This is a genomic window from Gordonia sp. PS3 (assembly GCF_041950545.1).
In the GTDB taxonomy this organism is placed as follows: Bacteria; Actinomycetota; Actinomycetes; order Mycobacteriales; family Mycobacteriaceae; genus Gordonia; species Gordonia sihwensis.
Genome location: NZ_CP169524.1, coordinates 1,653,279 through 1,675,109, shown reverse-complemented (window position 1 = coordinate 1,675,109; position 21,831 = coordinate 1,653,279). Strand labels below are relative to the sequence as shown.

The following is a 21,831-nucleotide window of genomic DNA, read 5'->3' as shown; positions in this document are numbered from 1 at the left end:
ACCGACAAACAAATGATGGATTCTTGTGTTTCACCCATGAACAAACACCGACCCGATACACATTCGGCACCAGCATCGACGTGTTGTTTGCTCCTTAGAAAGGAGGTGATCCAGCCGCACCTTCCGGTACGGCTACCTTGTTACGACTTCGTCCCAATCGCCGATCCCACCTTCGACAGCTCCCTCCACAAGGGTTAGGCCACCGGCTTCGGGTGTTACCGACTTTCATGACGTGACGGGCGGTGTGTACAAGGCCCGGGAACGTATTCACCGCAGCGTTGCTGATCTGCGATTACTAGCGACTCCGACTTCATGGGGTCGAGTTGCAGACCCCAATCCGAACTGAGACGCGCTTTAAGGGATTCGCTCCACCTCACGGTCTCGCAGCCCTCTGTACGCGCCATTGTAGCATGTGTGAAGCCCTGGACATAAGGGGCATGATGACTTGACGTCATCCCCACCTTCCTCCGAGTTGACCCCGGCAGTCTCCTGCAAGTCCCCGGCATAACCCGCTGGCAATACAGGACAAGGGTTGCGCTCGTTGCGGGACTTAACCCAACATCTCACGACACGAGCTGACGACAGCCATGCACCACCTGTACACCAACCACAAAGGGGGGCCGTATCTCTACGGCTTTCTGGTGTATGTCAAACCCAGGTAAGGTTCTTCGCGTTGCATCGAATTAATCCACATGCTCCGCCGCTTGTGCGGGCCCCCGTCAATTCCTTTGAGTTTTAGCCTTGCGGCCGTACTCCCCAGGCGGGGTACTTAATGCGTTAGCTACGGCACGGAACTCGTGAAATGAGCCCCACACCTAGTACCCACCGTTTACGGCGTGGACTACCAGGGTATCTAATCCTGTTCGCTCCCCACGCTTTCGCTCCTCAGCGTCAGTTACTACCCAGAGACCCGCCTTCGCCACCGGTGTTCCTCCTGATATCTGCGCATTTCACCGCTACACCAGGAATTCCAGTCTCCCCTGTAGTACTCAAGTCTGCCCGTATCGCCTGCACGCCTGCAATTGAGTTGCAGAATTTCACAGACGACGCGACAAACCGCCTACGAGCTCTTTACGCCCAGTAATTCCGGACAACGCTCGCACCCTACGTATTACCGCGGCTGCTGGCACGTAGTTGGCCGGTGCTTCTTCTCCAGGTACCGTCACTTACGCTTCGTCCCTAGCGAAAGAGGTTTACAACCCGAAGGCCGTCATCCCTCACGCGGCGTCGCTGCATCAGGCTTGCGCCCATTGTGCAATATTCCCCACTGCTGCCTCCCGTAGGAGTCTGGGCCGTGTCTCAGTCCCAGTGTGGCCGATCACCCTCTCAGGTCGGCTACCCGTCGTCGCCTTGGTAGGCCATTACCCCACCAACAAGCTGATAGGCCGCGGGCCCATCCTGAACCGCAAAAGCTTTCCACCACCAACCATGCAATCAGTGGTCCTATCCGGTATTAGACCCAGTTTCCCAGGCTTATCCCAGAGTCCAGGGCAGATCACCCACGTGTTACTCACCCGTTCGCCACTCGAGTACCCAGCAAGCTGGGCCTTTCCGTTCGACTTGCATGTGTTAAGCACGCCGCCAGCGTTCGTCCTGAGCCAGGATCAAACTCTCCAACAAAAAATGCAGAAACCACAAGATTTCAACACAAAGCCAGAAAACAGAACCTGACCAAATCCAAAAAACTGACATGGTAAAAAATTCATCCAAAACACTCACCAACCCCCCAAAAGGGCCGGCAAGCACAATCTGTCCAAAAATCTCCCACGCCACAAAACAAAAAAATAGTGGCACAAGAAATCCAAAACACACTATCGAGTTCTCAAAGAACACACACCCACCAGAACCAACCCCCACAAACAAGGGCCGAACACCAGCAGACATCTGCAATTATCCGCCACCCCGTCTCCGAGGCGACCTTTCCAGCCTACCAGACTGGAATCTTCCCTGCAACCGCGACATTCTCGCTCTCCGAAGAAGAACGGGAAGTCTGCCAGGCGCAGGACCGCTACTCTACCCCCACCGCCCCGGCAAGATCAACTCACCGACCGGAAGGGCATTTCGCTCGCCAGCACCGACGCGCTGACCTGCAATAAGTTACACACCGTTGAGGCTGAGTCCCAAATCGCCAGGTCAGCGGTCCGACTGTGCGGTCAAGCGCCGATCTTGGCGCCGGCGAAGGTCTTCTTACCGCGGCGCAGGACGAGCCACTTGCCGAACAACAGGTCATTCGAACCCGGCGTCCAGTCCGCGTCGGTGACCTTGACGTTGTTCACGTAGGCACCGCCCTCGTCGACGGCCCGGCGAGCGGCCTTGTTGCTGTCGGCGAGTCCGGACGCGACGAGGAGCTCGACGATAGAGGGCGTGGCACCGGCGTCGAACTCGGCGAGGCCCGTCTCCCCCAGCGCGGCGGCGAGGGTGGGCTCATCGAGCTCGTTGAGTTCGGCGCGCCCGAACAGTGCGCGACTCGCCAGCTCCGCGGCGGCCGTCTGGTCTGCACCGTGGATGAGGGTCGTCAGCTCTCGAGCGAGGCGCTTCTGCGCCTCGCGGAGGAATGGCTTCTCGGCCGTGAGCTTCTCGAGCTCCTCGATCTCCTCCCGGCTCAGGAAGGTGAACCACTTGAGGAACTTCACGACATCGGCGTCAGCCGTGTTCACGAAGTACTGGTACCAGGCGTACGGACTGGTGAGCTCGGGATCGAGCCACACGCTGCCGCCCCCGGTCGACTTGCCGAACTTCTTCCCGTCGGCCGAGGTCACCAGCGGCACCGTCAGCGCATGGGCCGTACCACCGTCGACCTTCCGGATCAGGTCGACGCCGCCGATGATGTTGCCCCACTGGTCGGATCCGCCGATCTGGAGCACGCAGCCGTACTTGCGGTACAGCTGCAGGTAGTCGTTGGACTGCAGAAGCAGGTAGCTGAATTCGGTGTAGCTGATTCCGTCGGATTCGAGGCGCCGCTTCACCGTGTCACGCGCGAGCATGACGTTGACGGAGAAGTGCTTGCCGATGTCGCGCAGGAACTCGATGGTCGACATCGGGGCGGTCCAGTCGTTGTTGTTGACCAGAACGGCACCTGTGTCGGAGTCGTCGATGGTCACGAACCGCTGGAGCTGGCCGACGATCTTGTCCGCCCACCCCGCGACCGTGTCCACGGAGTTCATCGTCCGCTCGCCGACGTCGCGCGGATCACCGATGAGTCCGGTGGCGCCGCCCGCCAGCACCACGGGACGGTGACCGGCGAGCTGGAACCGGCGCAGAGTCAGCAGCGGGACCAGGTGTCCGGCGTGCAGGCTGGACGCGGTCGGATCGAAGCCGGCGTACAGCGAGATCGGCTTCTCCAAGGTCTCGCGCAACGCTCCCTCGTCGGTACTCTGCCCGATGAGTCCGCGCCAGATCAGGTCGTCGAGGATGTTCTCGGCCACCGGCGGTTCACGCTTCCTTTCCGGTGAAGCGGGCGTGCTCCTCATCTGAGACCGCACGCGCGTCGTCGATCAGCATGTCGGGGATCCCGTGGGCGTCGATGGCATAGGCGACGCGCAGACGCGGGTTGTAGAGTTCGTCGCCCGCATCGATCAATTCACCCAGATCCTGGGGGCACACCAGTCGGTCGCGAACCACCGGATCGATGCCCTCGGCACGTGTTGCCATCAGCTCCCACTTCGTCTCGTCGATCGCGCCGCTCATCGCCTGTCGCGAGCGGCGCCTACCGCCTTCAGGCTACTCGGCGCCACCATCGTCTCCGGCGGGGAGCGCCGTCCAGTCGATGGTCGCGGCCGCGGACGCCGTGTAGCGGCGATAGCGACCGTCCTGGTCCCGATACCAGACCCGCGGTCCGGGCTTCGGCAGACCGCGCGCCGCGATCCGGCTGGTCATGGCCCGGAACGACTCCGACAGCGGGATGGAGTCGGCGACCCACACCAGGTGCGGGCGCTCGGCCGCGGGAAGCTCGCCCAGGCCGACGCGGATCTGGGTCGGAGTGAGCGACGTCGCGCCGCCGCGCAGCGTGACGGCGGCGACGGCGAGCTGCTCGCCCGGCTCGCCGACCGCGTACACCGCGGCGAGTTTGATGTCCGGGATCAACGAGAGCGCATGTTGGATGGGCACCGGATAGATCGGGCCCGACCGGCTCCGGATCACCGCCTGCGCCGATCCCATGTACCAGAGGTCGCCGTCGGCGTCGGATTGGAACAGACTCCCCCCGACCTCCCAGCGATCGTGCGGGCGGAACACGTCGCGCAGGACCAGACCCGCCGCCTCGAAGCGCTGGCCGGCGTGCGCGACCAGCATGCCGACCTCGCCCGGCCCCGCTTCCCGGACGAAGCCGGTGTCGCGGTCGATCTCCATGCGCTCGGCCACCGGGTCGTAGGCGGCGACGCGCACCGGGTTGGTCTCGGGCAGGGCACGGCCCATCGCTCCGATCTTGCTGTCGTCGACATTCGCCAGGATCGCGGATCCGTCCGCGGTGGCGAAGAACTCGAGCACCCGCGCATTCGGCAACGTCTCGCGCAACCGAGTCCACACCCCCGCCGACAGTCCGGAACCCATGAACAGGCGGACGCTGCCGAGCTGACCGGGATCGAACTCCGGCGCGTCGACGATGTCGGCCAGCATGTTCCAGGTGTACGAGACCACGGTGACGCCGTAACGGCGCACTTCACGGGTGAATCGCTCGGGATCGATCCCCGTGGACAGCGCGATGCGCGACCGCCCGGCGGCGGTGGCTCCCAGCGTGGTCAGCAGACCCGAGGCATGGTGAAGTGGCGGCAGGCAGTAGACCGTGTCCCGGTTCGACAGTCCGGCCGCGGCGGCAGCACCGAATGCGGACATGGCGAAGCGATGGTTGGTGACCGACCACCGATTGAGCCGGCCCTGCGTCTCGGTGAACAGGATGAACGCGAGGTCGCCCGCCAGTCCGGGGTCCGGGCGGTACCAGACCGGCATACGGACGCGTTCCGGGTCGATCTTCTCCATGTCGACGATGTGCTCACCGTCAGCGCGCTCGATGGCACGGGCGTCGCTGCTGCCTCCACCCAGCACCAGCACCCGGTCGCACACGGCGGCCGCACGGTCGAGGTGAACCGGATCGGAGACGATGATCCGCGTCTCCGCCAGGGTGAGCATCTCCGGCAGCGCGTCGCTCGACGAGAGCAGCACCGCCACGGCGCCCAGTCGCGACAGCGCGGCGATCGTCACCAGGGCGGACGGGCGCGGGTCCATCATGAGGCCGACGTGCACCCCCGGCCGGATGCCGCACTCGATGAGGCCGGCGACCACGTTGTCGATCCGCGCGTTGACCTGAGTGTGCGTCAGCACCCGGTCCTCGAACAGAAAGACCTCGTCGTGGGGCGTGCGCTTCGCGTTCTCGCTCATCAGCTTGCCGAGCGAGACGCGGGTCGACGGCTGGATCTGGCCGAGCCGGAACAGCCGCGGAACGGTGCGCACCGACTCGGTCGCCACGGCCCGGGTGGTGCGCTGGAGCGAATTGACCGCCTCGAGAAGCTCCTTGGAGACCGCGGTGCCCGCACCGGCGACCTGTCCGACACCGTAGGTCAGCCGGTTGCTCCAACTGATCCCGCTTCCGGACTCGCTGCGAGTCCTGCTCATCGGCGTCACCGCCGCCGGCTGCTCTCCGTTGCCCTCGCGCCATTGGATCCACTCGCCGACCGTCGGCCAGGTGAGACGTCCGGCGTTCGATCCGACGACGAGACCGAAGTGCCCGACCGGCGCGGCGGTCTCGTACACCTCGGCGTCGGGCGCGGCGCGGACGATGCCGCGCACGGCCAGTGGCTGACCGATGTCGTCGGTCTCACCGACGAAGGCGAGGACCGGGCAGGTGATCTCGGTCATCGACACCACTTCGCCGTCGATGACGAAGCCACCCGACATCATGCGGTTGTGAACCACGAACTGGCGGAGCAGTTCGGCCACGGCCGGACCCGACCACGCGACCCAGCCCTCCTGCTCGATGAATCGTCGCTGGTCCTCGCGCGGCAGCAGGGCGTCGCGATCGTGGAGTTTGCGCAGGAAGTCGATCCGGCTGCGGGCCGTCTTGACCGGATCGGCCAGCTGGAACCCGGTGCGTGCCAACCAACTCGGGATCCACAGTCGGTTGAAGACATTGTCGGCGACGAACTCCGCACCGGGAACCACGAGCTGTGCGGGCAGGCCCAGCGGAAGGGCCGCCAGTACGTCGACCGGACTGCCGAAGGTGACCACGCTGGCAAGTCCCTCTGAGCGCCGGTAGGCCGCCGTCTGATAGGCGAACATGCCGCCCTGCGAGTATCCGCCGAGGTGAACGTCCTGGCCGACGACCCGCCGGACCAGATCGATCACCCGGCTGATCGCCACCACGTGGTCGGTGAGCGTGCGCTCCATCCCGCCCTCTTCGTGGTCGGGCGAACCGAAGTCGACCACCCAGGGAATCACCTTGTGCCGGTACAGAACCGAGACTGCGCCGTTCTCCTGCGTCACGTCGTAGACGTTGGCCGACACCATCATCGGCGGGATCAGGATGATGTGGGCGAAGCCGTCGCCGGCGTCGTCTGGAAAGTACCGGCGGAGGCGGTACATCTTCTCGGTCTCGACCACCTTGTAGGGTGTCGGCTCGGTGCCGGTATCCAGGCCCCCCATCCGAATGACTTCGAGACCGTTCTGTGCGGTCGCGACGATCCGTCCGACCGTGCCGGCGACATTTGGCAGACCCTTCACCGCGGTAACTCCCCTCACCACTTCCGATGCCGCGGCCGCCGACTGATTCGGCGTGTGCGAGCACGTGCAGTGTACTAGTCGCCGAATCCGTCACGGCCGTCACCGACTGTGAAGTACCCGCGAGTCGGCGCGTACGGTGATGCCGGTTACCTGCCCGGACACGCCGCGCCGGAGTCAGGCGAGCGCCGTCCGGAGGTCGGCGATCGTGGCGTTGGCCACCGAGATCTGGCGCTCCACCTGCGACGAGGCGGTACCGCCGAAGGCATTGCGTGACTCGATCGAGCCCGAGACCGTCAGCACCTCGCGCACCTGCGGCGTCAGCGCCGGATTGATGCGGGCCATCGTCTCATCGTCGAGTTCGTCGAGTCCGACCCCGCGGCTCTCGGCCTCACGGACGCAGGCGCCCGCCACCTCATGCGCGACCCGGAAGGGAACACCTTGGCGGACAAGCCATTCCGCGATATCGGTCGCGAGGGTGAAACCGGCCGGCGCGAGTTCGGCCATCCGGTCCGGATGGAAGGTCAGGGTGCCGACGAGTCCCGCCATCGCCGGCAGCAGCAGTTCCAGCTGCGCGACGGAGTCGAAGACCGGTTCCTTGTCCTCCTGCAAGTCGCGGTTGTACGCCAACGGCTGGGCCTTCAGCGTGGAGAGCAGACCGGTGAGGTTGCCGATCACTCGACCGGCCTTGCCGCGTGCCAACTCGGCGACGTCGGGATTCTTCTTCTGCGGCATGATCGAGCTGCCCGTCGACCACGCGTCGGCCAACGTCACATAGCCGAACTCCGGGGTGCTCCAGAGGATCACGTCCTCCCCCAGGCGGGACATGTCGACCGCGACCATCGCGAAGACGAAGGCCGCCTCGGCGGCGAAGTCGCGGGAGCTGGTCGCGTCGATGGAGTTCTCGGCCGCACTGGCGAAGCCGAGGTCGGCGGCGATAGCCTCCGGGTTCAGCCCGAGCGACGAGCCGGCGAGCGCACCCGACCCGTAGGGCGAGACGGCGACGCGCCGATCGGCGTCCACCAGACGCGCGACGTCGCGCAGCAGGGGCTGGGCGTGCGCGAGGAGAGTATGGCCGAGGAGCACCGGCTGGGCCGCCTGCAGGTGCGTCTTACCCGGCATCACCACACCCGGGTTGGCGGCGGCCTGGTCGACGAGCGCCTGCGCGAGGTCGAGCACGCCCGCGCCCACCCGCCGCATCGCTGCCCGCAGCCACATCCGGAACAGGGTCGCGACTTGGTCGTTGCGGGACCGGCCCGCGCGCAGCCTGCCACCGAGTTCGGGGCCGACCCGTTCGATCAGCCCGCGTTCGAGCGCGCCGTGTACGTCTTCGTCCGACTCCGCGGGCACGAACACGCCCGCGGCGACGTCCGCGGCCAGACGATCGAGTCCGGCCTGCATGGCCTCGGCGTCCGAGTCCGTCAGTAGACCCGCCGTCGCGAGGACGCGGGCGTGCGCCTTCGACGCCTGGATGTCGTACGGGGCCAACGCCCAGTCGAAATGCGTCGACTTGCTCAGCGCGGCCATCGCCGCGGCCGGGCCGTCGGCGAACCGGCCGCCCCACAGAGCCCCCTCGTTGGTGCCCTCGTGGCTGTTCTCGGACGATGTGGTGTCGGATGTCGACATGAGGGCAGTACTCCTCGCGTGGGTGTGTTTCGGTTCGGTGGTCGGTGAGCGCGTTCGCTCAGCCTACGATCTGGAGACCAGTCCCTCGATCCGCGCGGCCAGATCGGCGCCCGTGAGCGGCCGTCGGGCCAGGACGAAGATGGTGTCGTCGCCGGCGATGGTGCCGACGACTCCGGGCAGTCGCGCGCGGTCGAGCGCGCTGGCGAGATAACCGGCGGCGCCGGGCGGTGTGCGGAGCACCGCGACGTCGCCGGACGAGTCGGTCGACACCAGCAGTTCGGACACCAGTCGCGAGACCCGGTCGGTTCCGCCGGACACGCCGCGGACCGGACTGCCGTCCTCGGGGACGGTATAGACCCCCGCGCCGCCGTCGGCGGCGCGCAGCTTCACCGCGCCGAGTTCGTCGAGATCGCGCGACAGCGTCGCCTGGGTGGCCTCGATCCCCAGCTCGGCCAGCTTCTGCTGCAGTTCGCCCTGGCTCCGGATCTGTTCGGTCGCCAGGATCTCGACGATCCGGGCGTGCCGGCCGGCCCGCGTGGCGGCGAGCCTCGCCGACTCGGCCCGGCGGGCAGCGGTTCGGTCGGGGTCCGCGCGGTCCACTAGCGGTCCATCAACCAGGCCAGCAACGCCTTCTGGGCGTGCAGGCGATTCTCCGCCTCGTCGAAGACGACGCTCGCCGGACCGTCGATCACCTCGTCGGTGATCTCCTCGCCCCGGTGCGCGGGCAGGCAGTGCAGCACGATCGCCTCGTCCGCGGCGTACCCGAGCAGCTCCGAGTTGATCTGGTATGGACGGAAGGGACCGACCCGGTCGAGCCCGTCGCCCTCATGCCCCATCGAGACCCACGTGTCGGTGACGAGGACGTCGGCGCCGGTCGCCGCAGCGATCGGGTCACCGATCAGTTCGACGCTGCCGCCGGTCTCGGCCGCGCGCCGCCGCGCCGCTTCGACCACGGCCGGATCCGGTTGGAAGGCCGTCGGTCCGCTGACCCGGACATGCATGCCCGCGGTGACGCCGCCGAGCATCAGGGAATGGGCCATGTTGTTGGCGGCGTCTCCGAAGTAGGTCAGCGTCAGGCCCGCGGCCCGACCCTTCCGCTCGATGATCGTCTGCAGATCGGCGAGCACCTGGCACGGGTGGAAGCTGTCGGACAGAGCGTTGACGACGGGAACGGTCGCGTACTCCGCCACCGCCTCGAGGCGGTCCTGACCGAAGGTGCGCCACACGATCGCGTCGACGAACCGCGACAGCACCCGGCCGGTGTCTGCGAACGACTCGTCACGGCCCATCTGCGTGTTCGCGCCGTCGACCACGACGGCGTGCCCGCCGAGCTGGCTGATGCCGACTTCGAAGGAGAACCGGGTCCGCGTGGAGTTCTTGTCGAAGATGACTCCGACAGCGCGAGGGCCCTCCAGCGGACGGAACCCGAAGCGGTCGCGCTTCATCCGCGCCGCCAGCTCGAGCACCTCCGCCTGCTCGGCGGGTGTCAGATCGTCGTCGCGCAAGAAGTGCCGAGTGTTCTCTGTCATGTCACGCATTCCCATTCTGTGCGTCGATCGCAGCGTCGAGGATGTCCGGCAGGTCGGCGACGAATCCGGCCGCCTGCTCGTCGGTGAGGATGAGCGGAGGCGCCAGCCGCAGCACGTCGGGCGCGGGTGCGTTGATCAGGTACCCGGCCGCCCGCGCGGACTTCTCGACGCTCGCCGAGATGCCGGAGTTCAGCACGACGCCGAGAAGCAGACCGTCGCCGCGCACACCCGCGATCTGCGGATGGCCGAGCTCCTCGATGCCGTCGGCGAGCGATTTCCCGACGCGCTCGACGTGCGAGAGGAGGTCGTGGTCGTCGATGTAACGCAGGACGGCGAGCGCGGCGGCGGCGCACGCGGGATTGCCTCCGAAGGTGGTGCCGTGCTGGCCGGGCTCGAACAGCGCCGCCGCCGGCCCCGTCGCCACCACGGCACCGATCGGCATGCCGCCGCCCAGGCCCTTGGCGAGGGTCATGACGTCGGGCACGATTCCCGCGCGCTGGTGCGCGAACATCCAGCCCGTGCGGCCGATACCGGTCTGTACCTCGTCGAGCATCAGCAGCGCACCGTGCTCGGCGGTGATCGCCCGTGCCTGAGCGAGGTAGTCCGGGGGCGGGACCACCACGCCGTTCTCGCCTTGGATCGGCTCCAGGATCACCGCTGCGGTCCGCTCGGACACGGCGGCGCGGAGCGCCTGCGCATCGCCGTAGGGAACGAAGTCGACGCCGGCGGGCATCGGTTCGAAGGGGGCGCGCTTGGCCGGCTGCCCGGTCATCGCGAGCGCACCCATGGTGCGGCCGTGAAATCCCCCCTCGGCCGCGATGATCTGCGGTCTGCCGGTCCTGCGGGCGAGCTTGAAGGCCGCCTCGTTGGCCTCCGTGCCGGAATTGCACAGGAAGGCGCGGGCCCCGTGGCCGACGGCCGCGCAGAGCCGCTCGCCCAGTTCCACGACCGGCTGCGAGATGTACAGATTCGACACGTGGCCGAGAGTCGAGAGTTGAGCGGTCACCGCCTCGACGATGGCCGGGTTCGCATGGCCGAGCGCGTTCACCGCGATGCCGCCGAGCAGGTCGAGGTACTCCCGGCCGTCGGCGTCGTACACGACCGCGCCGTCGCCGCGCACCAGCGCGACCGGCGGGGTGCCGTAGTTGTTCATCAGCGCAGCGGACCACCGCTGCTGCAGGGGTGCGGTCACTGCCGTCCTCCATCGGGATCGTCGGCGACGACGGTGGTTCCCGACGTCGACGCGGTGAGCAGGGCGGCCAGCACGGAATGCGCTTCACGGCCGTCGATGACGTGTGCGGCACCGATCCCCTCCTGAACGGCGCGCATGCAGGCCTCCATCTTCGGCACCATGCCGGAGTCGAGGGAGGGCAGAAGTGTCGCGACCTCACCCGCGGTGATCGTCGAGACCAGCGACGAGCGGTCCGGCCAGTCGGTGTAGAGACCCTCCACATCGGTCAACATCACCAGATGCTCGGCACCGAGCGCTGCAGCGACGGCGCCCGCGGCGGTGTCGGCGTTGATGTTGTGCACCTGGCCGTCGGCATCCGGCGCGATGGTCGAGATCACCGGGATCCGGCCGGCCGCGATCAGGTCGTCGACCGCGGAGGTGTTGACCGCCGCGATGTCGCCGACCAGCCCGATATCGGTGGGCTCTCCGTCGACCATCACCGTCCGGCGCGTCGCCGTGAACAGGTGGGCGTCCTCGCCGGTGATGCCGACGGCGTACGGTCCGTGCGCGTTGATCAGGCCGACGAGTTCACGGCCCACCTGGCCGAACAGGACCATCCGGACGACGTCCATGACCTCGGGCGTGGTGACGCGGAAGCCGCCGCGGAACTCGCCTTCGAGACCGAGGCGTGCGAGCATCGCGGAGATCTGCGGACCGCCGCCGTGCACCACCACCGGATGGATGCCGCACGCGCGCAGGAGGACCATGTCGGCGGCGAACGCCGTCTTCAGGTCGGCGTCGACCATCGCGTTTCCGCCGTACTTGACGACGACGCGCTTGCCGTGGAGCGCCTGCAGTGCGGGCAGCGATTCGGCGATGACGCCGGCCTTCTGCAGCGGTGTGGCGGTGCTCAGCGGTGAGGTGTCAGTGTTCGTCATGACGAGTAGGCCGAATTCTCTTCCACGTAAGCGTGCGACAGGTCGGTGGTGCGAATGGTCGCCTCGGCGTTCCCGAGGCCGAGGTCGGCGACGACCTCGATGCGATCGCCGGAGAGGTCGACATCGCGGGCCCCGGGTACTCCGGTGCCGTTGCGGCAGATCGGAGAACCGTTGAACGACACCGTGATCCGATCTGGATCGATGGTCACGGGCGCGGCGCCGATGGCGGCGAGGACGCGGCCCCAGTTCGGATCGGAGCCGAAGAGCGCGGTCTTGACGAGCGAGTCGCGCGCCACCGACCGCGCGATCACCAGCGCGTCGTCCTCGGTCGCCGCGCCGGTCACGGTGATCGCGATCCGCTTGGTGACGCCCTCGGCGTCGTTCTGCAGCTGACCGGCCAGATCGTCGCACACGGCGAAGACCGCGGCGTCGAGCTCGGCCTGGGAGACCTCGATCTGGCTGGCGCCGGACGAGAGCAGCAGCACTGTGTCGTTGGTGGAGATGGAGCCGTCGACGTCGAGACGGTCGAAGGTGCGCGCGGTGGCGCGGCGCAGCGCGAGGTCGACCGACTCCGCGCTCACCTTGGCGTCGGTGGTCAGCACCACCAGCATGGTCGCGAGCGACGGGGCGAGCATGCCCGCACCCTTCGCCATGCCGCCGACGTTCCAGCCGCCGGTGTGGTGCAAGGCCACCTGCTTCGGGACGGTGTCGGTGGTCATGATCGCGTAGGCGGCGTCGGTCCCGCCTTCGAGTCCGCCGCCCATCTCGTGCACGATCTCGGTGACTCCGGCGAGCACCTTGTCCATCGGCAGCCGCTCGCCGATCAGGCCGGTCGAGCAGACGGCCACCTCGACGGGCCCGGTCTCGGTACCCCAGCTCGACAGCGTCGACGCGACCGCTTCCGCGGTGGCGTGCGTGTCCTGAAAGCCCTCGGGCCCGGTACATGCGTTCGCTCCACCGGAATTGAGGATCACGGCGCGCAGAGACCGGTTCTCGATCACCTTCTGCGACCACAGCACCGGTGCGGCCTTGACCTGATTGCGAGTGAACACCGCCGACGCCGCCAGGTCGGGGCCCTCGTTGAACACCAGCGCGAGGTCGGGCTTCCCGTTGGCCTTGATCCCCGCCGCGATTCCCGCCGCCCGGAAGCCCAGCGGCGCCGTGACGCCCTGGCGGCGGGTCATCCGCGAGCCGACCAGGAGATCGATGTCCGGCACGGGGACGGTCTGGGTGTCTGTCACGGTCGGGTCCTTCACGCTGTTCGAGCCTGTCTCTGCTTCGGTCACGGTGCCACTCCCACGGTCGCCAGGCCCTCGCCTTCGCCCCAACCCAGGGCCAGGTTCATCGACTGGACGGCCGCACCGCCGGTGCCCTTGGTCAGGTTGTCGACGGCGCCGACGGCGACGAAGGTGCCGGACCGCTCGTCGACGGACAGACCGATCGAGACCATGTTGGTTCCGACCACGGACCCGGTCTCGGGGAACTCTCCCTGCGGCAGGAGATGCACGAAGGCCTCGTTCTCGTATGCCTTCTCATAGGCCGACCGGAAATCATCGATCGACGCGTCGGTGCGCGCGGTGCACGTCGCGAGGATGCCTCGCGACGTGGGCACCAGCACCGGAGTGAAGGAGACCGACACCGGGAGCGATGCTGCCCGCGAAAGAGCCTGCGTGATCTCCGGAGTGTGCCGGTGCACACCGCCGACACCGTAAGCGCGGACCGATCCGATCACCTCGGACGCCAGCAGATTCACCTTCGGCGCCCGGCCGGCACCCGAGGTGCCCGACATCGCGACGATGGTGACCGCCGGTTCCACCAGGCCCGCGGCCAACGCGGGCAGCAGAGTCAGAATCGACACCGTCGGATAGCACCCGGGCACCGCGATCCGGCTCGCTCCGGCGATCACGTCCCGGTTGCCCGGCAGTTCCGGCATGCCGTACGGCCAGGTGCCCGCGTGGTCACCGCCGTAATAGGCCGTCCACTCCGAGGGGTCCTCGAGCCGGAAGTCGGCGCCGCAGTCGACGATCAGGGTGCTGGGAGGCAGGGCATCGGCGATCGCAGCCGACTGTCCGTGCGGCAGCCCGAGGAAGACCACGTCGTGACCCGCCAGAACCTCCGGCGTCGTCTCCTCGAGCACGCGGTCGGCGAGCGGGAACAGGTGGCGGTGATGCTCACCCAGCCGCGTGCCGGCGTTTCCGCCCGCCGTCAGTGCGCCGATCTCCAGTTCACCCGAACCCAGGCGCGGATGCCCGCACAGCAGTCGGAGGATCTCACCGCCCGCATAGCCGCTCGCACCGGCGACAGCAACCTTGATAGTCATGAAATCATTATGCACTACAGCGCAAAATAATTCACCTAGTCGTGCTCCGCGTCAGCGCAAGCGGGCGCCCACGACCTCGCCCGCATGCGCTACCGCAGCCATCTTGGCCTCGGTCCCCTCATCCTCGGTGAGCGTGCGGTCGGCGGCGCGGAAGGTGAGCGCGAAGGTCAGGGACTTGTTGCCTTCGCCGACTTGAGCACCGACGTAGACGTCGAAGAGCGAGATGGATTCGAGCAGTTCTCCCGCGCCGGCAACCAGCGCATCCTGCACGTCCTGGGCGGCCACGTCCGCGGCCACCACGACGTTCACATCCTGCAGCACGGCGGGGAACGGCGACACCTTCGGCGACGGCAGGTTCTGGCGCAGCGGCAGCGCGTCCACGTCGATCTCCACCGCGCACAGCCGCGCGGGCAGACCGGTGCGTTCCAGCACCGCCGGATGCAGTTCCCCGGCATGACCGACGACGACGCCGTCGACCTCGAGCCGAGCGCAGCGGCCGGGGTGCCAAGGCCGATGGTCGTCGGCCACGAGTTCGAGCTCCACCCCCGCGGCCCGGCCGATCTGCCGAGCCGCCTCGAACGCGTCGTAGGCGTCCGCGGTGCGGCCCGGCCCGAGCGGACCCGCCGGCTCGCGCAATCCGGTGAGCAGGACGGCCACGTGCAAGGGCTGGTCGGGCAGGGATGCGTCGAGCGCCGTCTGCTCGGCCTCGGTAGGCCGGCGCGTCACATCCAGCGGGGGCACGGTCGGACCCTGCTGACCGCCGATGACGACCTGACCGATCGTGTACAGCGCGAGATCACGGCGGCCGCGGGCGATGTTGCGCGCCGCCATCTCCATCAGTCCGGGCAGCAGAGTGGTGTTCAGCTCCGGCCGGTCGGACTCGAGCGGATTGAGCACGGAGACGGTCCGGCGGCGGACGTCGTCGGCGGGCAGATCCCATGTATCGAAGACGTCTGCGGGAAGGAACGGGTAAGGCAGGACTTCGACGTACCCATCGGTGGCCAGGCCGACGCCGATGGCACGGCGACGGCGCTGAGCGGGGCTCAGCCCGCGACCACCGGTGGCTCGCGGCACCACGGCCGGGATGTCCTCGAGACCCTCGAGTCGCAGCACCTCCTCGACGAGGTCGGCACGCTGGCGCAGGTCGGGTCGCCACGACGGCGGGGTCACCAGCAACGGCGAGTCACCGTCGACGACGCATCCCACCTCGCGCAGACGCGCGGCGGTGGTCCCAGCCGGGTACTCGACACCGGCGGTCGCATCGGGAAGTCCCGGGTCGATCTGGATGGCGGCGGAGGGAACGGTCGCGGTACGGACGTCCGACAGCGGACCGGCGACGCGGCCGCCCGCCAGTTCGGCGATCAGCGCGGCGGCCCGGTCGGAGGCCACCGCGGTGATCTCCGGATCCACGAGCCGTTCGTAGCGCTTCGCCGCCTCCGACGACAGCTTGTGGCGCTTGCCCGTACGGAACACCCGCACCTGGTCGAAGTTGGCCGACTCCAGAAGGATGTTCGTGGTCTCGTCGGAGACCTCGGTCGCGGCTCCACCCATCACCCCCGCGAGGGCGATCGGGCCGGAGTCGTCGGCGATCACCACATCCTCGGGGTCCAGCTTGCGCGTGACGCCGTCGAGAGTCTCGAGGGTCTCCCCCGCTCGTGCGGAGCGGACGCTGACCGTGCCGCGGATCTTGTCCGCGTCGAAGGCGTGCAGTGGCTGACCCAGTTCGATCATCACGTAGTTCGTGACATCGACGATCGCGGAGATCGGCCGGATACCCGCCACCATCAGTCGTTTGGCGATCCACCACGGCGACGACGCCGTAGCGTCGACACCGGTGACGACGCGGGCGGTGTAGCGGGTGGCGTCACTGTCGGCGTCGATCGCGACCGGCCATGACTCCCGATCGACATCGGCCGCCAGCGGCTCCCCGGCCAGACCGTGATCGACGTAGGGCACTTCGAAAGCACTGGCCAACTCGCGGCCGAGTCCGCGCATGGAGAAGGCGTAGCCGCGGTCGGGCGTGACGTTGACCTCGATCGCCGTGTCGGCCAGGCCGAGGACCTCGCGGGCGTCGGCACCGGGCTCCGCGGTCCCCGGTGCGAGCACCAGGATGCCGGAGTGGTCGTTCCCGATCCCGAGTTCGGTGACCGAACAGATCATCCCGTCGGAGGTCTTGCCGTACGTCTTGCGCGTGGCGATCGCGAAGTCGCCCGGCAGCACTACGCCGGGCAACGCCACGACCACCAGGTCGCCGACAGTGAAATTGCGTGCACCGCAGACGATGTCGCGAGGCGCCTCCTCCCCGACCGCCACCTGGCAGAAGCGGATCGGCTTCTTGAACTCGGTGAGCTCCTCGATGGCCTCGACACGGCCGATGACGAGCGGACCGGTGATCTCCGGGAAGGGCTCGATGTCCTCGATCTCGAAACCGACGCGTACGAAACCCGCGTCGATCTCCTCGGTCGAGGCGGTCCAATCCGGGGAGCCTTCGCGGAGGACCTCGGTCAGCCAGGACTTTGGGAGACGCACTTGTTCACCAACTACTTTCGTGTGATCGCTGCGAAGATTCTGCTAGAGGGCCGGACCGAACGGGAGGGTGAAGCGCACGTCGCCTTCGACCATGTCGCGCATGTCGGGCAGGTCGTTTCGGAACTGGAGGGTCCGCTCGAGTCCCATTCCGAAGGCGAAACCGGTGTACACGTCCGGGTCGATGCCGCTGGACCGGAGGACGTTCGGGTTCACCATGCCGCAACCGCCCCACTCCACCCATCCGGCGCCGCCCTTCTTTCCCGGGAACCACACGTCGACCTCGGCGGAGGGTTCGGTGAAGGGGAAGTAGCTGGCGCGCATCCGAGTGGTGGTCTCGGGACCGAAGAGCGCCTTCGCCAGCACCTCGAGCGTGCCGCGCAGGTTGGCCATCGTCAGGCCCTTGTCGACGGCCAGCCCTTCGATCTGGTGGAAGACCGGGGTGTGGGTCGCATCGAGTTCGTCGGTCCGGAAGGTGCGGCCGGGGCAGGCGACGTAGATCGGCACTTCGCGGCTGAGCATCGAGCGGACCTGCACCGGCGAGGTGTGGGTGCGCAGCACCTGCCGCGATCCCTCGGGCGCGATGTAGAACGTGTCCTGCATCGAGCGCGCCGGGTGGTCGGGCAGGAAGTTGAGAGCGTCGAAGTTGTGGTGCTCGGTCTCCACCTCGGGGCCCTCGGCGATCTCCCAGCCCATGCCGACGAAGACGTCGGCGATCTGGTCGCCGATCACCGTGATCGGATGACGGGCACCGCGGCTGCGGCGGCCCGATGGAAGCGTGACGTCGATGGTCTCGGCGACCAGTACCGCGGCGTCGCGTTCGGCGGTCAACGTCTCGGTGCGGGCGTCGAGTGCCGCCTGAACCCTGCCGCGGACCTCGTTGACGAGCTTGCCCGCCGTCGACCGCTGATCCTTCGGCAGCGTGGCCAGTGCCCGTCGCGCGAGAGCGATGGGCGACCGGTCACCGAAGTACGCGGCTTTGGCCTTGGCCAACGCCTCCAGATCGCCGGCGGCGTCGAACGCGGCGACGGCGTCCGCGACGGCCGCGTCCAGCTCGGCGCTGGTGGGGAATTCGTTGACAGCAGAATCGTCAGCCACCGGGCTCGCATCTCCTATTGCGTAGAGGCCTGAAAGAACTCGGGTCAAGGGTAGTCGAAACGACCCGCGCCCCTCCCCTCAGGCCGCCGTCGGCCGCCGTCGCGGGCCCGCCCCGGCGTCGACGTCGTCGTTCGCTCGGGAGACGGTGTCGCGCGTATCGGCCCGCTTATGGTCTACCGTCATCAAAACATCGATTTCAGCAGGTCGCACTGTTGGGGGCCGAGCAGAGGAAGGCAGCCAGTTGTCGAAAGCGCCGGGAACGACCATCGCCGGTTATCGCGTGGTCGAACTGCTGGGTTCGGGTGGCATGGGCGACGTCTACGTCGTCGAGAACGAACAACTCAGCCGCCGCGAGGCGATGAAGGTGATCTCCGTCGGAGGGGCGTCGAACCCCGATTTCCAGCAACGTTTCAGCAATGAGGCGCGGACGATGGCGGCACTCGATCATCCGTCGATCGTCACGATTCACAATTACGGGATCGCCGACGACCAGCCGTGGTTCACGATGAGTTTCATCGACGGACCCAATCTCGCCTCGGCGCGGCTGACTCCCGCCGAGGTGGTCCAGGCGATCGTGCAGGTGGCAGACGGACTCGACTACGCCCATTCGCGGTCAGTGGTGCACCGGGACATCAAGCCCGCGAACATCGTGGTCACCCGGTCGTCGGACGGCTCCCTGCACCGGGTGGTCCTTCTCGACTTCGGCATCGCCAAGCTCGCCGATTCGCCGCAGCTGACGGCGGTGAACTCGATCATCGGCACTGTCGCCTACACGGCTCCCGAGGTGATCGGCGGCGCCCACGCCGGACCTGCGTCGGACCAGTACTCACTCGCGTGCACCGCGTATGAGCTCCTGGCCGGGCGGCCCTTCGCCGCCGAGAACCCGACCGCGCTGATGATGGCCCACGTGCAGCAGCCGCCTCCTCCGCTCGGCGCGGTGCGTCCCGACCTCGACGCGCTCACCCCCGTCCTGATCCGCGCGATGGCGAAGGATCCCGCAGCGCGATTCCCCGACTGCCGCGGCTTCGCCGCCGCGCTCGACGCGGCTCTGCGCCAGACCGCAGCCGGACAGCACACGATGGTGGCGCCGGTGGCGCCGCCCGGTCCGAGCGGACCCACCCCGGCACCCGCACCGACACCGGCTCCCACGCCCGCGCCGACCCCGTGGCCGGGACCGCAGCATCACGGCCAGGCGCCGGTGCCGTACGGCGACAGCGGCCCCCAGCCAGCCCCACAGTACTCCGGACAGGCGCCCTACCAGGCGGCACCGCACTACCCGGGCCAGCCCTACCCGGGACAGCAGTTCTCGGGACCCGGCCCCTTCCCCGGCGGACAGCAGGCGGGACCCGGCCCCTACGGATTCGCGGGACCACCGCCGCAGCCGCCGAAGAAGCGGCGGCGTATCGGCTGGATCGTGGCCGCCGTCGCCGCGGTCGCCGTCGTCGCGGTGGCCGCGACCTCGCCTCTGTGGTGGCCGTCGTCCGACGAGCCCGCCGCCGAGGTATACGCGACCCCGCAGATCGCCGGGGCGTACGGCAGCGAGTGCATGATCGGCTCCGGCAGCCTCTACTGCTGGGGCGACAACTCCAACGGCCAGCTGGGAGACGGCACCACATCCGAACGCAAGACGCCGACCAAGGTGGCCGGGCTCTCGAACGTCACCGCGGTCTCGATGGGCGCCTTCGACTCCACGGGATCGAACTCCGCGGTCACCACCTGCGCGGTCGCGGACGAATCGCTGTACTGCTGGGGAGACAACCTCTTCTGGCAGGCCGGCGACGCCGGAACGATGAGCAAGAAGACCACCCCCTTCAAGGTGCCCGGGCTGGGCAAGGTGACCACGGTCTCGACGTCCAACTCCTCGACGTGCGCGGTCTCCGACGGCGACCTGTACTGCTGGGGCTTCTACTCGGGAGGGCAGCTGGGCAGTGGGTCGACCACCGACAGTCTGAAGACTCCCACGAAGGTGGCCGGGCTCTCGAACGTCACGGCGGTGTCCTCACGGGCCGGGTCGGTCTGCGCCGTCGCATCCGACGAGCTGTACTGCTGGGGGCGCAACTGGGACGGCCAGCTGGGCGACGGAAGCACCGACGATCACAGCACCCCCACCAAGGTCACCTCTCTCAAAGACGTGTCCGCGGTGTCCGTCGGTGGCGGCACCATCGACAACACCCCGTTCTGGAACACCTGCGCCATCGCCGAGGGCGCTCCGTACTGCTGGGGCAGCAACAAGAATCAGCAGCTCGGCAAGGACTCCGAGGCCAAGAAGAGCTCACCGGCGAAGGTGGAGGGTCTCACGGGCGTCAGCGGGATCTCCGTCGACATCGGAACGTTCTGCGCGGTGGCGGACGGCGACGTCAGCTGCTGGGGCAACAACCTCTACGGTCAGGTCGGTGACGGGTCCACCTCACAGCAGTACAGCCCCCAGCACGTGTCAGGCGTGAGCGACGTCCGCCAGGTCGTCACCTCCTACAGCGTGACGTGTGCGGTCACGGGTTCGAGTCAGTACTGCTGGGGTCTCAACAAGACCGGACAGCAGGGCGACGCGACGCGTACGGAGGATCAGATCACCACGCCGCACGAGGTGAAGCTCGCTGCATGATCAGCCGGCGTGCCTGCCGCGCCGGCCGATCGGCACCACCATCGGTGTGCCGCCGATCGGATCGGTGACGATCTGTGATTCGAGACCGAAGGCCGCCGCGAGCAGTTCCGGGGTCAGCACGTCGTTCGGCGATCCCTCGGCGACGATCTCGCCCGAGCGCATGACCACGAGCGAATCGCTGTAGCGGGCCGCGAGATTCAGATCGTGCAGCACCATGACCACCGTCTTGCCGTGCTCGGTGCGCAGTTCGTCGACCAGATCGAGGACGTCCACGGCGTGCGCCAGATCCAGGTAGGTGGTCGGCTCGTCCAGCAGCACCAGATCGGTCTGCTGCGCCAGCGTCATGGCGATCCACACGCGCTGGCGCTGACCGCCGGACAGGGAGTCGACGGCGCGGTCGGCCAGTTCGGTGGTCGAGGTCAGTTCCATCGCCTCGGCGACGGCGACCTCGTCCTCCCGCGACCACTGCCGATACCAGGACTGATGCGGGTGCCTGCCGCGGGAGACGAGATCGGCGACGGTGAGGCCGTCGGGCGCGATCGGGTTCTGCGGGAGCAGACCGAGGGTGCGCGCCACCTGCTTCGGCTTCTGCGTCGCGATGTCCTTTCCGTCGAGGATCACCACTCCCGCCGACGGCGACAGCAGCCGCGAGAGCGTGCGCAGCAGAGTCGATTTGCCACAGCCGTTGGGACCGACGATGGTGGTGACCCGGCCGGTCGGGATCGTCACGTCGAGGCCGTCGATGATCGTCGTGCCGTCGTATCCGACCGACAGCCGCTCGGCCGACAGCCGCGGTTCGGCGGAGCCTGCGATCACGGCGTCGGTTCGGTCGGCGACCTCCGGAGAAACTGACACCTCACACCCCTTCGATTAGGTTTCCGCACCATCGACTCCGATAGTAGCCTCACCTAACTTAGGTGAGTGAAGCCTATCCCTCCAAGACTGCCGCGTCCTCGTGTGCCAGATACACCCACGCACGGATGCCGGAGCTCAGCGTCACCTCGACGCGACGATAGTCGTCGACCTCGTACTCGTCCGCCGCACGCAGACCGGCGTCGTCGAGTTCCAGCCGGGCGCCGGGCACTTCCGCCTCGGGTGCCCCCGGCCGCAGAATCAGGTGGGTCGCGGTACCGCTCAATGCGATGACCTCGGGATCGGTGATCGTCACCGTGCCGATCTCGAAGCCCGGCAGGGTGTCGGGCTCCGTCGGCATCCGGGCGCCGAAGACGCCCTCCTGCACCGCGGGATCCGTCAAGGTGCCGTAGCTGAAGAGGACGTGCATTCCGGAATCGTACTGCCGCAAGGATTTCCGG

Annotated in this window: 15 protein-coding genes and 1 rRNA gene; 1 reads left to right on the top strand and 15 read right to left on the bottom strand. The window is 67.7% G+C overall.

Going from position 1 to position 21,831, the window contains the following annotated elements; genetic code table 11:
• Positions 1–98: 98 nt before the first annotated feature.
• The 13 genes from ACE11G_RS07725 to pheS form a co-directional block, all read right to left on the bottom strand.
• Positions 99–1,620 (bottom strand): 16S ribosomal RNA (locus tag ACE11G_RS07725).
• Positions 1,621–2,153: 533 nt separating this feature from the next.
• Positions 2,154–3,470, bottom strand: a complete 1,317-nt coding sequence (gene tyrS, locus ACE11G_RS07720) for a tyrosine--tRNA ligase (RefSeq protein ID WP_045539027.1) — start codon at positions 3,468–3,470, stop codon at positions 2,154–2,156.
• Complete coding sequence (locus ACE11G_RS07715; RefSeq protein ID WP_039867034.1) at positions 3,433–3,651, bottom strand: Trm112 family protein; 219 nt, start codon at positions 3,649–3,651, stop codon at positions 3,433–3,435. Before ACE11G_RS07715 ends, tyrS begins: the two co-directional genes overlap by 38 nt.
• Before the next feature lie 69 nt (positions 3,652–3,720).
• A complete protein-coding gene (locus ACE11G_RS07710; protein WP_006895477.1) occupies positions 3,721–6,711 on the bottom strand; it encodes an AMP-binding protein in 2,991 nt (996 codons plus the stop codon).
• Between the two features lie 174 nt (positions 6,712–6,885).
• Positions 6,886–8,334, bottom strand: a complete 1,449-nt coding sequence (argH, locus tag ACE11G_RS07705) for an argininosuccinate lyase (protein ID WP_006895476.1) — start codon at positions 8,332–8,334, stop codon at positions 6,886–6,888.
• Positions 8,335–8,397: 63 nt separating this feature from the next.
• The gene (locus ACE11G_RS07700; RefSeq protein ID WP_006895475.1) at positions 8,398–8,934 is read right to left on the bottom strand and encodes an arginine repressor; all 537 of its coding nucleotides are present in this window, start codon (positions 8,932–8,934) and stop codon (positions 8,398–8,400) included.
• Positions 8,934–9,863 (bottom strand): ornithine carbamoyltransferase, encoded by a 930-nt coding sequence (argF, locus tag ACE11G_RS07695; protein WP_045539029.1) that lies wholly within the window; start codon positions 9,861–9,863, stop codon positions 8,934–8,936. Before argF ends, ACE11G_RS07700 begins: the two co-directional genes overlap by 1 nt.
• Position 9,864: 1 nt before the next feature.
• Positions 9,865–11,055: an acetylornithine transaminase gene (locus tag ACE11G_RS07690; RefSeq protein ID WP_082781331.1), complete on the bottom strand. Its 1,191-nt coding sequence runs from the start codon at positions 11,053–11,055 to the stop codon at positions 9,865–9,867.
• Positions 11,052–11,972 (bottom strand): acetylglutamate kinase, encoded by a 921-nt coding sequence (argB, locus tag ACE11G_RS07685; protein ID WP_006895472.1) that lies wholly within the window; start codon positions 11,970–11,972, stop codon positions 11,052–11,054. Before argB ends, ACE11G_RS07690 begins: the two co-directional genes overlap by 4 nt.
• Complete coding sequence (argJ, locus tag ACE11G_RS07680) at positions 11,969–13,156, bottom strand: bifunctional glutamate N-acetyltransferase/amino-acid acetyltransferase ArgJ (RefSeq protein ID WP_231650268.1); 1,188 nt, start codon at positions 13,154–13,156, stop codon at positions 11,969–11,971. The genes argB and argJ overlap by 4 nt, the downstream gene beginning before the upstream one ends.
• 98 nt (positions 13,157–13,254) lie before the next feature.
• Positions 13,255–14,292, bottom strand: coding sequence for an N-acetyl-gamma-glutamyl-phosphate reductase (gene argC / locus ACE11G_RS07675; RefSeq protein ID WP_006895470.1), 1,038 nt, complete (start codon positions 14,290–14,292; stop codon positions 13,255–13,257).
• Positions 14,293–14,343: 51 nt separating this feature from the next.
• Entirely contained in the window at positions 14,344–16,821 is a 2,478-nt protein-coding gene (pheT, locus tag ACE11G_RS07670; protein ID WP_006895469.1) for a phenylalanine--tRNA ligase subunit beta, read from the bottom strand.
• A gap of 42 nt (positions 16,822–16,863) precedes the next feature.
• The gene (pheS, locus tag ACE11G_RS07665; RefSeq protein ID WP_006895468.1) at positions 16,864–17,916 is read right to left on the bottom strand and encodes a phenylalanine--tRNA ligase subunit alpha; all 1,053 of its coding nucleotides are present in this window, start codon (positions 17,914–17,916) and stop codon (positions 16,864–16,866) included.
• Positions 17,917–18,157: 241 nt separating this feature from the next.
• Between pheS and ACE11G_RS07660 the strand changes: the two genes are divergently transcribed.
• The gene (locus ACE11G_RS07660) at positions 18,158–20,518 is read left to right on the top strand and encodes a protein kinase (RefSeq protein ID WP_375003994.1); all 2,361 of its coding nucleotides are present in this window, start codon (positions 18,158–18,160) and stop codon (positions 20,516–20,518) included.
• Here the strand turns inward: ACE11G_RS07660 and ACE11G_RS07655 are convergent, their stop codons facing one another.
• Positions 20,519–21,373 (bottom strand): ABC transporter ATP-binding protein, encoded by an 855-nt coding sequence (locus tag ACE11G_RS07655; RefSeq protein WP_006895466.1) that lies wholly within the window; start codon positions 21,371–21,373, stop codon positions 20,519–20,521.
• Between the two features lie 73 nt (positions 21,374–21,446).
• Positions 21,447–21,800 carry a gamma-glutamylcyclotransferase family protein gene (locus tag ACE11G_RS07650; RefSeq protein ID WP_006895465.1) on the bottom strand — a complete coding sequence of 118 codons (354 nt, stop codon included), beginning with the start codon at positions 21,798–21,800 and terminating at the stop codon, positions 21,447–21,449.
• Positions 21,801–21,831 lie beyond the last annotated feature (31 nt).

Bases quoted from the DNA above. Each gene is read 5' to 3' on its own strand.
- tyrS (WP_045539027.1), bottom strand. From the start codon at position 3,470: ATGAGGAGCACGCCCGCTTCACCGGAAAGGAAGCGTGAACCGCCGGTG.
- ACE11G_RS07715 (WP_039867034.1), bottom strand. From the start codon at position 3,651: ATGGCAACACGTGCCGAGGGCATCGATCCGGTGGTTCGCGACCGACTG.
- argH (WP_006895476.1), bottom strand. From the start codon at position 8,334: ATGTCGACATCCGACACCACATCGTCCGAGAACAGCCACGAGGGCACC.
- argF (WP_045539029.1), bottom strand. From the start codon at position 9,863: ATGACAGAGAACACTCGGCACTTCTTGCGCGACGACGATCTGACACCC.
- argB (WP_006895472.1), bottom strand. From the start codon at position 11,972: ATGACGAACACTGACACCTCACCGCTGAGCACCGCCACACCGCTGCAG.
- argJ (WP_231650268.1), bottom strand. From the start codon at position 13,156: ATGACCCGCCGCCAGGGCGTCACGGCGCCGCTGGGCTTCCGGGCGGCG.
- argC (WP_006895470.1), bottom strand. From the start codon at position 14,292: ATGACTATCAAGGTTGCTGTCGCCGGTGCGAGCGGCTATGCGGGCGGT.
- ACE11G_RS07650 (WP_006895465.1), bottom strand. From the start codon at position 21,800: ATGCACGTCCTCTTCAGCTACGGCACCTTGACGGATCCCGCGGTGCAG.